Source organism: Maribacter dokdonensis DSW-8 (assembly GCF_001447995.1).
Taxonomy (GTDB): domain Bacteria; phylum Bacteroidota; class Bacteroidia; order Flavobacteriales; family Flavobacteriaceae; genus Maribacter; species Maribacter dokdonensis.
In genome coordinates, this window is sequence record NZ_LDPE01000002.1 from 497,786 (window position 1) to 512,700 (window position 14,915).

Sequence of the window (14,915 nt, forward strand, 5' to 3'; positions counted from 1 at the left end):
TTGTAATATTAAATACACCAGTTATGGCGTAGTCTATAATTATGGCCTAACGGGAACTTCAGCTAAGAAAAAGTCATCTAAATAGAAGACAAGGTTATTGTCATGAAATTCGTTGTACCCTCTTATAAACCATGAGATATCTCTACCGGCACCTGCTTTGAATATTTGCTTTTGGTAGATCCACTTTCCTGTAGGCATGTCAGAAGTAAATGTAGTTGGTATCAAACCTGGTCCACCCCAGTCATCTGCATAAAGCTGAATATCTGCAGATTGGGTTCCGGTCGGTAAATTGGATAAATCACTTTCAATGTATAGCCAATAGCCAAATTCGTATGTTTTACCAGTTTCTAATGGAAATGTAATAGGATTTCCTCCAGACTCGGGTCTAATGATCATACCACCATTAGGTCTCAAATTAACCTTAAGGCTTTGCGATCCTGTATGGGTATTCAATAAGTCCATACTTATATCAAATCCATCCCATGGTGCACCCCATCCTTGGTAAACATAATTACTAACATTTGTTGTTTCAAAACCGTAATCATAAGAAGTAGTTGTATAAAAGTTATCTAGAGGATCAAATTCTGTTAATAGCGCATCGGAAATAGCTTCAGACTCTACTTCGTCTACCGTTCTTAAGGCTCCGGGAGTGTAACTTACAAAAACTTGGTCGTCATTATAAAGCTGTTCTCCATCTAGTTCTAGGATAACAATAGTAGCTTCATCTTTATCCACGGTTGCCGATACAACTGTAGGAGTAAGTATTTTAGGATTCATTTCATCCGTATTGTTTTCTATTCTAACTGTAAAATCACCAGCATTAACAGAAGTACCATCTATTTCTCTACTAAACTCTAGGGTAACTTTATCATTTCTTTCCGCTACTCTATCCAAAGTAACAGGCGCAGTAGAAGGAATAACCTTTATTACGTTTTCAAAAGAAAGGGTATCTGCATCTGTTGGTCTAAACCTAGAAGCAATATATTCAATATCCCAAGACCCTAATCTATTGAATCTCATGTCTACATCAGAATCGTCGCTAATGGTTACGGCATTTGGCTTACCGCCTACAGACTTCCAAGATACACTTTGTGGCTCTCCTATAGCTGTATAAGATAGACGAATAGAGTTGCTGGCTTCCAATTCATTTTCAGCACCGTCTGCCAAGTTGATTTCAGCACCGGTAGAACCATCAGGGTTTATTCTAAATGCTTTAAGTACCGATTGTATAGAATCAATAACCGTTACTACAATAGTGGTATCCAACTCTCTAGAGTCAATAGGTGATGTACTATCATCATTTGGGTATACATTACCCTTAAATGTTTGGTTCAACACCACATCATATACGCCTGCTTTATTGAATATCGCTTTAACGACTTTTTCAGATGACGTTGTTCCACTTTCCCCAACAATAAGGGCATTGCTAGGTAAGATCCAAGTTCTGGATTCTACACCACGTGAAATGTCTCCAAAGTCTATGTCCCCACCAACAATTACTTTGTTTTCAAAGTCCATTTCAGAGGTAACAATAATTCTGTGGTTAGGGTCATTTAAATTTAGTTCTTCTTGCTTTTCACAACTTACTAGAAGTAAGGTGAAAACAAAAAGTATACTTAAAAACTTACATTTTTTCATGTCTAGTAATTTTAGTTGTTAAAGTTTGGATTGTTTAATACTTCTCCTGAAGGAATAGGGAAATAGTTATGTTCTTCAGGTTTGTAGTTTTGAGATGATTGACTAAAATCTGGTCTTACCCTTCCTGAAATAAATAAAGGTGCTACACCTTGCCCGGTAATATCTAGATTTGTTTCTCTCCAAATTTCATCGGCACGTAAATCATCAAAAACTTCTTTTACGATACCCCAACGCACTAAATCCTTATAACGATGTCCTTCAAAACATAACTCAATGGCTCTTTCCACACGTTGAATATGTGTTAAAACAGTTTGCGCGTTAGCGGTAACCATTGGTTGATCGCCATGAACCTGCTTACTAACATGAAGCTGTGGAAACATACCACCGTTCATATCCATATATTGCTGTAAAGTGACAACACCAGCTCTACTTCTCACCATATCAACATAGCTAATAGCTGTGGCAAAGTCACCGTTGGCATTAATTACAGCTTCTGCATACATTAGTAAAACATCGGCATAACGAATATGTCTAAAGTTGATACCGCTACGTCCACGTACAGGCTCACCGTCCATATGATACCAGTTAGAGTGCTTTTTTACGTAAGCACTTTGTCCACCGCCCCAAGTTGCCTTTGCTTCAGAAAAAGGTGCTAGGTACCAATCTCCTTCACCGTTTCTAGGAGCAATGGTATAGTTCATTCTACGAGACTCTAGGTTGCCGTCATTAATTGAATTATTAGGGTCAACCTCGTCGTTCACCAACATTTCATGAAGGTTATATGAAGCCAATACGGTATTAAAAGCACCGTACTGAATATGACCAACTTCTGTACTTAGTGTGGTAGATTCCGCACCTGCTCCACCGATAGAGGTATCATCTTCTGCAAAACCACTATTTCCAGGATTTAAATCAAAAGAGTAGTTGACCTCAAAAATAGATTCTTCGTTAAACTCATTGAAATGCGTAAAGTTGTCTTCAATGTTTCTGGTTAAACTATATATACCTGAATCTATGACTTCTTTGAATAAACTAGCGGCTTGCGGCCATTGTTCATCATAAAGATATACTTTACCTAAAAGTGAAGTGGCAGCGCCCCAAGTAGCTCTACCTGCCGCGGTACTTTCCCAGGTTTCAGGTAAATTGCTCATTGCAAATTCTAAATCTGGAATAATAATTTGTGCGTTCACATCTGCCGTAGAAGATAGCTCTTTACTTAACTCTTCTAGAGATTGTGCCACCTCATCATGAATCATTGCACCACCATAGGTGTGCACAAGCTGAAAGTAAAAGAATGCTCTTAAAAAGCGGGCTTGAGCTTCTATTTCAGTTTTAGTTGTCTCATCTAAAATATCTTCGTCAACTGTTTGTAGCTGAGTAAGAATTGTATTTGCCCTAAAAATACCAACATATAGCTCTTGCCACTTTTCCGATAAGTGATTTTGACCGTTGGTATAGGTTAAATTTCTAAACGGAAACGGTCTATACCAAGCTTCTGTGCCAGCTAAATCTGACATTACAAACTCCTGTACCAATTCAGAGCCACTAACAGAACGGTATTGCAACGCACCATATACTGATGTAAGTGCAGAGTTAAAATGGCTCTCTGTTTTCCAAAAGCTAGCTTCTGTAAGCGCATTTGGATTTGGTTCGTCTAAAAATGTGTTTTCGTTACAACTAACACCAACCAGCGTAAGAAGAACAAAACTTTTTACAATTATTTTTTTTAATGATTTCATAGTCTTTTTTTTAGAAACTTAATTGAACTCCCATTATAAACTGGCGCGTAATTGGGTAATTACCATTATCTACACCTCTTTGAAATAGGTTATCGCCACCCACTTCTGGATCATATCCTGTATAATTTGTAAACGTAAAAGGGTTTACGGAATTTAAATACAGTCTTATTTTATCTACGCCGAAATCCTGTGTGTTTGGAATAGTGTATCCTATAGATATGTTACGTATACGTAGGTAGGTTCCATCTTCTAGGAAATAATCTGAAAATGCCCTAACATTAGAGTGGGTACCACTTTGTCTATAGGTAGGAATATCAGAATCAGGGTTTTGAGGTGTCCATTGAAATACTTGCTCTTGATGGCGTCCACCGGCAAAAGCTATTTGCCTACCACCGTTATAAATTTCTGCACCGTATGCCAAATAACTTTGCACACCAAAATCCCAGCCTTTATAACCTAAATCAAAATTTAGACCGGCTTCCCATTGTGGAATACCAGAACCTGAGAATACACGGTCACTATCATTAATAGCGCCATCACCGTTGGCATCAATATATTTTATATCCCCTAGTTGTGGGCTACTAACTGCGCTTAAATCTAATTGTTGGTACTCTTCCAACTCTTCTTGAGTTTTAATTACACCGTCATTTTGGATCAAGTAGAATGATCCCGCTGGGTCTCCAACGCTTAAAAAAGTAGTGGGGTCACTACCTGTACTACCATCTGCATTGGTAAGCGTACCGCCAGAAGCACCAAGTGTTTTACCATTTAAATTGGTGATCTTGTTATCGTTAAGTGTCCAGGTACCTGAAAATCCAAAGGTTAAATCATCACCAATGCTACCCTTATAGTTTGCGGCTACCTCAACACCCTTATTCTGCATGTTACCGGCATTGACCGCCACGGCACCATAAACGCTTTGCGCTCGTGGTTGCCATAAACCGGCAGAAGGAGGGGATAACTCATTAATTAACATATCCTTCTTATCATTTCTATAGACATCTGCCGTAAGGTTTAACTTGTTGTTGAACATGCCTAACTCAAAACCAATGTTAGATGAAATTTGGGTTTCCCATTGTACATTAACATTAGGAAATCTACGTTGTACTAGACCGTTTTGTAAATCTTCATCAGCGCCAAATGGATAATTTACACCAGGTTCTATTACGGGTATGTAAGAGTAATCTGGAATACCGTTAAAACCTACTTGGGCCCAACTACCGCGAATTTTAAAATTGTTTACAGTACCTGAGTTAAACCAATTTTCATCGCTTACGTTCCAACCTGCTGAAAAACCATAGAAGTTATTGTTTCTGTTTTCAGGAGCAAATTTAGAAGAACCATCACGTCTAATACTTGCACTTAAAAGATACTTACTATCATAATTGTACTGTATTCTACCTAGTTTACCAGCTAACGTATTAACATTTCTGAATTCACTTGGAGTTGTAGGATTAGCTCCTGCATTTAGTACTTGCACGTCATTTGAAGCATCGTCGGCAAAAACCGTACCCGTGTTCAAGGTTCTATATTTGTACTTTTCGTAAGAAGCAACCGCTAAGAAATCTAAATTGTGCTTTCCAAAAGATTTTTTATAGTTTAAAATGTGCTCAATGGTTTCTCTTGTTGAAAACCATTGGTTGTATTGTAGAATAGCATTGGGTGTAGAAGCGGATAAACTTAACTCCCCGTTACGATCTAAAGCTAAATACTGAGGCTGAAAGAACTTTCTGAAATACTGACTCTCATTACGTCCTATATTAACTTTGTAGGTTAACCCATCTAAAATTTCGTATTCCAAATTCAAGGCAATACTATTGCTTTTGTTTTCCCTTTCATCAATATTGTCTAACTGGCGCGCTAAAAAGCCATAAAATATTTCGTTTTGTACGCTTAACTGAACTGTATTTTGCCCATTAGGTTGAAATACGCTAAAAGGCGCACTGTGGGGTGCATTACCAATAGCAAAACCGAATATATTCCAAGGTTCTTGCTCACGATTTTCTGTAGTTAAACTAGCGGAAGCAAAAGCTTTAAATTTTCCTTTGGTGAACTGCCCTGTAAGTCGGTTGGTTAAACGATCAAAACCAGAATTGATCAAAACCCCTTCTTGTTCGTAAAAAGTAGTATTGTAGTTATACGTTAAATTTTCAGCACCACCAGATAAGTTTACATTGAAATTTCGCACTACGGCGTTATCGTTTTGTACTTCATCAACAAAGTTTGTATCCCAATCCAATACGTTGCTATCTATTAAAAAATTTAGTGGCTCATCACCCCCAGCTTCTGCACTGGTCTCCGTAACGTAAAGAAAATCGGTTGTGTTAGATAATGGTGTACCAGAGGTAATGTTTTGGATACCTGTAAACATATTTACGTCTACCTTCATTTTACCTTTTTTACCACGTTTTGTTGTAATCAAGATTACACCACCGGCACCACGCACACCGTATACCGATGCAGAGGCACCATCCTTTAAGATGTCTATAGACTCAATTTGTTCAGGAGCAAGATTTGGATTTCCTTCTTGGGGTATGTTATCTACCACGTATAGCGGTTCTCCACCGTTCAAGGAAACTAATCCACGAATTTGTACGTTTGCGGCTTCCCCTGGACGACCACTTGCCGCTTGTATGTTTACACCGGCAACTTTACCTTGAATGGCAGCTCCAATGTCAGATACAGGTATTTTAACCAGTTCGTCAGAATCTACTTTAGCAACCGCACCGGTAACTTCTTTCTTCTTCTGTGTACCGTAACCCACAACAACGACCTCTTCTAATTGTTGGGAGTCTTCTTCCAAGGCTAAGTTCATGGTACTGGTATTAGCGGAAACTACTTGTTTTATAGTTTTAAAACCTAAGTAAGAGAACACTAAAGTTTCGCCTACGTTGGCATTAATGGTATAATTACCATCAAAATCGGTTACGGCTCCCTTGCCTGATCCTTCAACAACTATGGAGACGCCCGGCAATGGGGTGTTTTGTTGGTCCGTTACCACACCTGAAACGGTTTTCTGTGCGTAAGCCCAGCCTATTCCTAAAAATAGGTAGAGCACAAAGGCACTCATTTTCATAAATTTTGGTTTTTGTCCTTTCATAATGATGAGTTAGGTAGTTGGTATTTTAATGACACTATTAATATGTCATTGAAATAGATTAATAATTTAATTATTGAAAAAAATTCAGGTATGAAATTATCATATTATGAAAAGGAGTAATAAAAAACGCCCTCAATAAAAACTAGACACTGTTTTACTATTTTTAATCTTGGGCTATTTTTAAACAAAGAATTCAGAATATTTGGCAGGTTCTTTTTTGTGTATTCTTAAAATTTTTGAATTTCAGTATTTGTTGATTTTTTTGCCAAGTAAAAATTGCGGAAAACAAAGCTATTTCTGCATTTTACTGTAGGTTTAGCGGTATTTGGAAATAGCATAAAGAGTGCTGGTCTAGGTAGTATGTTCAGGTTTTGTTCAGATGTTCAATGTTATTTTAAGCTTAGGTTTTTGTCAAATTATGAAGCATCTTATTTATATGGCAAAACCTGCTAATATTTATCAATTTGATGGCTGTATAACCGTATTTAATGCCCAAATGGTGTAAAAAATTCAACGACACCTGAACAGATGCTTGCAGTTTGTTTAGAATAGAGTGGTGAAAAATAGGGTATTATCACTTAAAAGGTTGCCATTTTGACGAATACGAAAAGTGTAGCACTTATGTTGAACTTTTAACTTCTTACCTCATACCTTTTTTCTCTTTCTTTTACGGTTACCCGTAATTTTCCATGGAAGAAAAATACTACCTTGTTGGTCGGTTCTAAAACACTACTTCCCCCTGCCGTTTTGGAGTTTAAATTTAGGTATGAATTAATTAGATGCTTTATACAGTTGTTGGCATTCATTTTAAACAAGCATTTTGAAAATTATAACTTGGAATTGTAACGGAGCTTTAAGAAATAAGTTTAAACACTTACTAGACTTCGATGCCGACATATGCGTAATTCAAGAATGTGAAAATCCATTAGAAACTAAACATACAGAATATAAGAATTGGGCTGAAAATCATATTTGGATTGGGGACACAAAAAATAAGGGAATTGGAATTTTCGCGAAGAAGGGTATAGAATTAGATAAAAAAAATTGGACAGACGTTTATCGAGACTTAAGAGTAAAGCATTTTTTACCCTGTAGAGTCAATAATGATTTTGATTTATTGGCAGTTTGGACTCATAGTAATAAATCACCAACATTTGGTTACATTGGTCAATTGTGGAAATATCTTCAAATTCACAAACCGAAACTCCGCAAAAGTTTAATTCTGGGAGATTTTAATAGCAATGTGTGTTGGGATAAATTGGACAGATGGTGGAATCATTCGGATGTGGTAAAAGAACTTGAAGAAATAGGAATTAAAAGTCTTTATCACCACTATTGGAATGAGAAGCAAGGCGAAGAATCTCAACCAACATTTTTTCTTCATCGGAAAATAGAAAAACCTTATCATATTGATTATATTTTTGGGAGTTTGGACTTTCAAAATGGAATCAAAAAAATGGAGGTTGGTGCTTTGGAAAAATGGATTGTGGTTAGCGACCATTTACCAATTGTTTGTGAATTCAAAACGTAAAAAATAACCAATACTAACACAACCTATGAACAATAAAGGCTTCGGGCTTAAACGAAAGGTTTGTGTATATTTATGATGTAACTAAAGTTTTTGTATTTAGCTTTGGACAAGGCAAAATAAAATTAGACAATAAGTTATAGCTGCGTCCGAAGACGGAAACGTAAAATTTTCATGCCTCAGCATTCTGCTTAGGTCAAATGTTGTACATAATTGTAATCAAGATTCATCAGAGGTTTTTCTAACAAACGAAATGCTTCAAATAATGCAAAAGAATTTTACAATTAAAAAGCAAGTAAACTTACAGGATTACCTAAAGAAGAAATTAAGATTTTTTATTTAAACGTTAGATTTAGAATAACAAAAGGCGCAATTAATTTCTACATTGTGTACCTTTTTATAGGTTACATATTTACATTTGTTGGTTATAAATCATTAGTGGAGGAATCGAGTACATATTTTTTAAAAGGAATGTTTTTTGTTTGAGTATCTGGAACACTATTATTCTGGACTCATAGATTCTAACATCAGATTCTTTGACATTATTATTATATGTATCTAGACAAAGTACTCCACTTAACCTTAATCCTTATTATTAGATAATGAAAGAAGGCTTTATAAAAGATACCTATGAATTAATTATAAAAGAAATACAGACTGTTATTACGGTTTGTTATCTAGTGGCTGTTGGTATAGGTATGATTTTTAATTATAAAAAGTATGCTGAGTTTGGTATAAATATTTTTGATTACGGAGACGTTTTTGATTTTTTAATAGCTCCATTTGCAGATGTTTATATCATTTTTTTTGCAGCCGCATCTACATTATTTATTTCCATGCTATTTTACCTTGATTATGTTTGGTTAAAGAGATGGCCTAAATCATATTCAAAAATGAATTTTGGGCGCGATAAAAAGAAGTGGTTTAAACAATACCGAATTACAGTAATAGCTATAAGTTTTATTATATACTTGTTTTTATCTGCTGGTTTTTACGGTAAATACACGAAGAAAAAAATAACCAATCAAATAGATATTACCATTACTATGGTAGATAATGAAATGAAGAAGGGTAAACTCATTGGCAAAACCAAGGATATTGTTTTTTTATTGAATGATGACGGTGTTTTTGCAATACCCCTTACTTCTGTGGTAAAACAGATAAAAATAAAGTAATGAGCATTTTCGGTATGTCTAAAAAAGGGAGTAGTAAGTCCCATGTATTAAATACGGACAATGGCATTTTAGGTCCCACTTTTCTTGAAGGTTTTACCAATCATATTGAAAATCCTAAAGAGTTACACTCGTATGAATGGTGCAGAAAATTGAAATCTACATCAGGTAACAATAAATTTAAAATTAAATACTACGGAGAACTTCACGAAGATTATAATTACCTTATTGTCGAAACTAATTTTGCACCTGCTTTGCTAATAGCTGTTGATGTAATTTCAGGTGAAGAAATTTTGTTATTCGATGGTTGCAAACATGGTTACAATGCTATGTTTTGCGATACATTTACACAAGAGGAAATTACCAATAGACCATTAGAGCATCTGTATAAGGATAGTAATGGCAATGAAATTTTTGAAATAACTATAAGCACTTACTATGGTATTGATTATGAAGATGAGTTTAGAGAAGAGGTAGATGAGAATGGGCTGTTAGAACTCATAGACGGTACTAAAATAGATTTTGAAAGTGTAAAACGTAATGGCTATGATTCATTACATATTTGGGCAACAAATGATAACGGAGAAATTATAGAATTCGTATCTGAAGAATTGGCTTAAATATGTTCACCTTAAAAGTAAACCATATACAATTTGAGAAAAATAATAGAAGCATATTTAGCTAAGCTTTTTGAGTATAATAAGAAAAACGCCCAATATATGGAGGATTTTAAAGCTAATCCTCATTTTAAGACTAGGGAAGAAATAGGGAGAGAAGGTCCAAAACCGAATAGGGTGGTCATTCCAGAACTAAAAACAGGAGAAGTAAGTGTATGTACAACTCCAGATTTAGGAAATCAGATGCCTTTGGTTTTAGAAAAGTGGTATGTAAAAGTTGGCGATAAGGTAAATTCTGGTGATGTGTTATGTGAATTAGGGAATGAAGCCGTTACCATAGAATTTGAAAGTTTCTATAATGGAAAAGTAATTTGGGTTTGTGAACATAAAAAAGACTTGGTTCCAGGAGATGAGCTATGTAAATTAGAAGGTATTTAATATTCTCCACTATCCCACTATCCCACTATCCCACTATCCCACTATCCCACTATCCCACTATCCCACTATCCCACCAAAAAGTACACAACATTCGAAAATGTGTGTAAGTCCTAACGGCAACTTCGCATATACCTTTGTCCTATTCTTTTAGACATTTAAAAAATAGGCGATATGAGTACAACACAATTTGGTAAAAAAGGGTGGACCCCAGATAGAATCAAAAGCCTCAAGGGCAAAACATTCATAATTACCGGTACAACCAGTGGTACTGGTTTTGAGGCGGCAAGAATACTGTTGAAAAAAGGGGCTAAAGTGGTCATGCTAAACCGTAACCCCAAAAAGGTTGCCGATACGTTGTCAACCTTAAAACAAGAACTTGGCAATGCCATACCGGTAAGCAATATAGAAATGGACTTGGCATCATTGGCATCGGTTAGGAAAGCTGCAGATGAAATACTGAAAAACGTTCCACAAATAGATGCACTAATGTGCAATGCCGCCATTGCGCAAGTACCCAAACAAACATTTACGGAAGATGGTTTTGAAAGTCAGTTAGGGGTAAACCATTACGGTAATTTCTTATTACAGGCTTTGCTGTACCCACGTATAGAAGAATCAAAAGGGCGAATAGTGACCGTGGGCAGTATGGGCTACAATTTGGGCATAAAGACCATACAGTTCAATGATATGAACTGGGACAAGAACTACAGCCCAAACGGCGTGTACAGTCAAAGTAAATTGGCACAGATCATGACCGTTTATGAATTGCAAGATAGACTTAAGGCGGCGGGCAAAACAGGTGTAAAGTCATACGCATGCCACCCGGGTGCATCTTCAACATCATTGATCAAGACCAGCGGTAGCTTGTTGACAAGATTTATTTGGCAGATCATGAAATTAACGCCCATGGTACAATCTGCAGAGAAAGGGGCATACCCAGAAGTCATGTGTGCCACCGAGCCAGATTTAGATCAATCTGGTTTTTATGGGCCAACAGGTAAAAATTATTGGACAGGTCCCGTAGGGGAGTGCAAATTAGAACCTCACGCCAAGGACAAACCCGTTATGGAAAAACTGTGGGAAGTTTCAGAAGAAGCCGTTGGTTATGAATGGAACGTGTAGTAGTTAACTAATAATGAAATAGGAATAAAATGAAGAGGATAAAAACCATTGGTATCGTAGTAATGCTATTAGCATCACTACACGTTTTTTCACAAGAAAGAAACTGGAAGACCGAAACTGCTAAGGACGGTAAAACGATAGTAAAATACGAATTGGTAAAGGAAGAAGAAGGAACGCATTTTTATTATGTTGCCCAGACCACTGCCAATATAAGTTTAGAAGCGCTAGATGCCTATTTTTCAAATACGGCCAACCATAAAAACTTCTTGGAGAGAACCCCGGTAACCCATGAGATAGAAAAAGTGTCGGAAAATGCATGGTTGGCCTACTATTATTTTGATGCCCCATGGCCCATGGCAGATAGTGATATTGTGATAAAAATCAATAGGACAAAGCAAGAGGATAAACTTGTTTTTACAGCCATAGCTGCTGCAAATGATTACAAGAAAGATGATGTAAAAAGAATGACGGACTATAAAGTTGTTTACGAATTTGAAAAGGTAGACAATACAAGCACTAAAATCACCTATAATGCAGATTATGTTCCGGTGGGTTCGGTTCCTAATTTCTTGGCAAAAACATGGTTTCCAGAAGGTCCGGCAAAAATTGTAAATAATATAGGGTCTAGGAAATAGACAAAAACAATAGATTAAATTTTAATTTAGTAGAATAGAGCAATTAAATCATAGAGACATGGATATATTAAAAGCGGCAACAGATTGGGCAAAGGCAGAACTATTTTCAACTCCGTTCTTCATGCTCTTCGGTCTGGCATTTTTAGTGGCAAGCTTGGGGTTTTGGCAATTGGGTAAAACAGATATCGCCAGAGCATATATAATTCCTACATTGGTAGCGGGCAGTTTACTTTTAATCATTGGTGTTGGGTTGTTTTTTACCAATAAATCAAGAATTCCCCAATTTGAAAAAGCCTACCAAACGGATGCACCGGCGTTTGTAGCATCAGAATTAGAACGCGCCGAAGCTACTTTAAAAGAATACGATACTATTGTCTTTAAGGCGATACCTATCATAATCATAGCTTGTGCCATACTACTGTTGTTTGTAAGCACACCGGTTTGGAGAGCAAGTATGATTACCACCATAGCCATGTTGACGGTTATTTTATTGGTAGATGGTACTGCCCACGCAAGAATAGATGGGTATAATAAACAATTACAATTGGCAGCTAAAGAAATGAACAAGTAGTATGCAGCATTTTAAAACATTATCGTCCTATATAGCGTATTTGGAACTACCTGGTCCGGAACATCCTATGTTGAGTGTATTTTCGGCAACGGGAGATGGTTTTTTACCTTGCCCCAAGGAAAGTTCGCCACCCATTACCAACGATTGTTATACCATTAGTTTTAAGAAGTTTGTACAGGGCGATTTAAACTATGGGCGTACAAAATACGATTTCAATAACGGAGCGCTATTTTTTATTGCACCAAGGCAAGTATTGCAATGGAACGAGGCAGCGGTATTTGAACAAAAAGGGTTTTCGATCAGCTTTCACGAGGACTTTTTAAAAGGAACGGAGTTGGCGCATCAAATCAAAAAATATGGTTTCTTTTCGTACTCGGTCAATGAGGCATTGCACCTTTCACCAAAAGAAGAAAAGCAGATAGAATCCATTGTCGAGAATATTGAAATTGAATATCAAAACAATCAAGACGAGTTCAGTAAGGACATTATTGTATCTCAATTGAGCACCCTGTTGAAATACGCCAATCGATTTTATGAGCGTCAATTTTTAAACAGAAAAGAACTTTCTACAAGTTTGTTAGAACAGTTTAATACGCAGTTGTTGGAGTACGTAGAATCTGGTCAGCTACAGGAAAATGGTATACCTAGCATAGAACAGATTGCCGATAAAATGGCAATTTCGCAACGTTATCTTAGCGATACCTTAAAAAAGGAGACCGGTAAGACCACCACGGAACATTTGCAGTTGTTGTTAATAGATGAAGCAAAGAATATGTTGTTGCATCCCAGTAAAAGTATTGCTGAGGTAGCTTATGAGTTGGGTTTTGAATATCCGCATTATTTCTCAAGGTTGTTCAAAAAGAAAGAAGGTATTAGCCCAACGGCTTATCGTGAAAAGTTTAGTGTGAATTAGATACTTCCATTACTATTAAAGGGAAAAGACTACAAAGCCCTCATTACAGATGTAACGAGGGCTTTGTAATTGATGAATATTTAACAGGTTGATGTTTTATTCTTTCACCAATTCCTTGCTCAATTCCTCTAAAGAAACTCCTTTGGTTTCCGGCATTTTGGTCATTGCCCAAATAAGTTGCAATACCATCATTGCACAGAAGAAGTAGTAGATATACCAAACATGGTCTTTAAGAACACCTTGGGTAGCATCTAGGAAAAAGGGAGTGATCAATGTAATGATCGCGGCAAATACCCAATGTACACTAACACCCCAAGACTGCCCGTAAGCACGAACACTGTTCGGGAATATTTCTGATATAAAGACCCATATTACCGCACCTTGCCCAATGGCATGAGAGGCAACAAAAGTACAGATGAAGGTAAGTGTAAGGGTAGATCCCAGATCCATTTGAAAACAGAGACCCACCATAACCAAACTAATAATGTAGCCTATAGAACCAATAATAATCAGTTGTCGTCTTCCTAGTTTATCCAATAAGCGAATTCCAATAAAGGTGAATACAAGATTTACGATACCAATGGCGATCGAGTTGAAAAGAGACTCTTTACCGCCTAACCCGGCTTGCTCTAAAATTTCAGGGGCATAATACAGTACAAAGTTGATGCCTGATAATTGATTAAAGAATGCTATAAAGAAAGCGAGCCAAAGTACTTTTGAGTATTTCTTTTGAAAAAGGCTTTCACTTTTGGTGCTGTGCTGTAAATCGGTCTTAATCTCTGCCAATTGTAGCGCGGCCTTTTCTTTAGAGTGTATGATCTCTAATATTTTTAAGGCGCCTGCATCATCCTTTTTGTGTAAAGCCAACCAACGAGGGCTTTCAGGTACGGTAAATACCATTGCGGTGTAAATGAAAGCGGGTATGGCTTCTACACCAAGCATCCAACGCCAATCATTTGCACCATCAAAACCTTTTAATAACCAGTTAGATACAAAGGCGATTAAAATACCGAATACCAACCAAAATTGGTAAAGTCCGCCAAGCTTTCCACGATTCTCCTTAGATGTAATTTCAGAAATGTAAATAGGAGCGGCAACCGAAGAAATACCGACACCTACACCACCAATAAAACGAAATAGGGAAAATGAATATGGATCTTGCGCCAAGGCAGAGCCAAGTGCGGAGACCAGAAACAGAATACCTACCCATAACAGCGTTTTCTTACGCCCTAGGTTTTTGGTGGGAATGCCACCAAAAAGAGAGCCTACTACGGTACCCCAGAGTGCCATACTCATGATAAAGGTGCCGTGAAATAAAGGTGATGTGTTCCAAATTTGTTTAATAGGTTCATTTGCGCCGCTGATGACAACGGTGTCAAAACCAAATAAAAATCCTGCGAGGGCCACGGTAATGGACCATACGATAATTCTGTTCATTGTTG

12 protein-coding genes are annotated in these 14,915 nt (G+C 36.9%); 8 read left to right on the forward strand and 4 right to left on the reverse strand.

The annotated features are described in order from the left end of the window. Positions 1–39 precede the first annotated feature (39 nt). The 3 genes from I600_RS11740 to I600_RS11750 are packed head-to-tail and all read right to left on the reverse strand — an operon-like array spanning position 40 to position 6,477. Positions 40–1,638: a carbohydrate binding domain-containing protein gene (locus tag I600_RS11740; RefSeq protein WP_058104718.1), complete on the reverse strand. Its 1,599-nt coding sequence runs from the start codon at positions 1,636–1,638 to the stop codon at positions 40–42. A gap of 11 nt (positions 1,639–1,649) precedes the next feature. Beyond that, a complete protein-coding gene (locus tag I600_RS11745; RefSeq protein ID WP_058104719.1) occupies positions 1,650–3,377 on the reverse strand; it encodes a RagB/SusD family nutrient uptake outer membrane protein in 1,728 nt (575 codons plus the stop codon). A gap of 10 nt (positions 3,378–3,387) precedes the next feature. Continuing rightward, entirely contained in the window at positions 3,388–6,477 is a 3,090-nt protein-coding gene (locus tag I600_RS11750) for a SusC/RagA family TonB-linked outer membrane protein (protein ID WP_058104720.1), read from the reverse strand. Positions 6,478–7,297: 820 nt separating this feature from the next. On the opposite strand from I600_RS11750, the gene I600_RS11755 reads away from it, so the two are divergent. The 8 genes from I600_RS11755 (at position 7,298) to I600_RS11790 (ending at position 13,473) form a co-directional block, all read left to right on the forward strand. After that, complete coding sequence (locus tag I600_RS11755) at positions 7,298–8,008, forward strand: endonuclease/exonuclease/phosphatase family protein (RefSeq protein ID WP_058104721.1); 711 nt, start codon at positions 7,298–7,300, stop codon at positions 8,006–8,008. Between the two features lie 599 nt (positions 8,009–8,607). Next, positions 8,608–9,180 carry a hypothetical protein gene (locus I600_RS11760; protein ID WP_058104722.1) on the forward strand — a complete coding sequence of 191 codons (573 nt, stop codon included), beginning with the start codon at positions 8,608–8,610 and terminating at the stop codon, positions 9,178–9,180. Continuing rightward, positions 9,180–9,797 (forward strand): hypothetical protein, encoded by a 618-nt coding sequence (locus I600_RS11765; protein ID WP_058104723.1) that lies wholly within the window; start codon positions 9,180–9,182, stop codon positions 9,795–9,797. The genes I600_RS11760 and I600_RS11765 overlap by 1 nt, the downstream gene beginning before the upstream one ends. 33 nt (positions 9,798–9,830) lie before the next feature. Beyond that, entirely contained in the window at positions 9,831–10,232 is a 402-nt protein-coding gene (locus I600_RS11770) for a biotin/lipoyl-containing protein (RefSeq protein ID WP_058104724.1), read from the forward strand. A gap of 171 nt (positions 10,233–10,403) precedes the next feature. Next, on the forward strand, positions 10,404–11,354 hold the full coding sequence (locus I600_RS11775; protein WP_058104725.1) for an SDR family oxidoreductase: 951 nt from the start codon (positions 10,404–10,406) through the stop codon (positions 11,352–11,354). 29 nt (positions 11,355–11,383) lie between these two features. Continuing rightward, complete coding sequence (locus I600_RS11780) at positions 11,384–11,989, forward strand: SRPBCC family protein (RefSeq protein ID WP_058104726.1); 606 nt, start codon at positions 11,384–11,386, stop codon at positions 11,987–11,989. A 58-nt stretch (positions 11,990–12,047) separates the two neighbouring features. Next, positions 12,048–12,560, forward strand: a complete 513-nt coding sequence (locus tag I600_RS11785) for a hypothetical protein (protein ID WP_058104727.1) — start codon at positions 12,048–12,050, stop codon at positions 12,558–12,560. Position 12,561: 1 nt separating this feature from the next. After that, entirely contained in the window at positions 12,562–13,473 is a 912-nt protein-coding gene (locus tag I600_RS11790; protein WP_058104728.1) for a helix-turn-helix domain-containing protein, read from the forward strand. A 96-nt stretch (positions 13,474–13,569) separates the two neighbouring features. Here the strand turns inward: I600_RS11790 and I600_RS11795 are convergent, their stop codons facing one another. After that, positions 13,570–14,910 (reverse strand): sugar porter family MFS transporter, encoded by a 1,341-nt coding sequence (locus I600_RS11795; protein ID WP_058104729.1) that lies wholly within the window; start codon positions 14,908–14,910, stop codon positions 13,570–13,572. Positions 14,911–14,915: the final 5 nt, after the last annotated feature.

Coding starts and splice junctions, on each gene's coding strand:
- I600_RS11790 (WP_058104728.1), top strand. CDS start 12,562: ATGCAGCATTTTAAAACATTATCGTCCTATATAGCGTATTTGGAACTA.
- I600_RS11775 (WP_058104725.1), top strand. CDS start 10,404: ATGAGTACAACACAATTTGGTAAAAAAGGGTGGACCCCAGATAGAATC.
- I600_RS11750 (WP_058104720.1), bottom strand. CDS start 6,477: ATGAAAGGACAAAAACCAAAATTTATGAAAATGAGTGCCTTTGTGCTC.
- I600_RS11780 (WP_058104726.1), top strand. CDS start 11,384: ATGAAGAGGATAAAAACCATTGGTATCGTAGTAATGCTATTAGCATCA.
- I600_RS11795 (WP_058104729.1), bottom strand. CDS start 14,910: ATGAACAGAATTATCGTATGGTCCATTACCGTGGCCCTCGCAGGATTT.
- I600_RS11740 (WP_058104718.1), bottom strand. CDS start 1,638: ATGAAAAAATGTAAGTTTTTAAGTATACTTTTTGTTTTCACCTTACTT.
- I600_RS11765 (WP_058104723.1), top strand. CDS start 9,180: ATGAGCATTTTCGGTATGTCTAAAAAAGGGAGTAGTAAGTCCCATGTA.
- I600_RS11785 (WP_058104727.1), top strand. CDS start 12,048: ATGGATATATTAAAAGCGGCAACAGATTGGGCAAAGGCAGAACTATTT.
- I600_RS11760 (WP_058104722.1), top strand. CDS start 8,608: ATGAAAGAAGGCTTTATAAAAGATACCTATGAATTAATTATAAAAGAA.
- I600_RS11745 (WP_058104719.1), bottom strand. CDS start 3,377: ATGAAATCATTAAAAAAAATAATTGTAAAAAGTTTTGTTCTTCTTACG.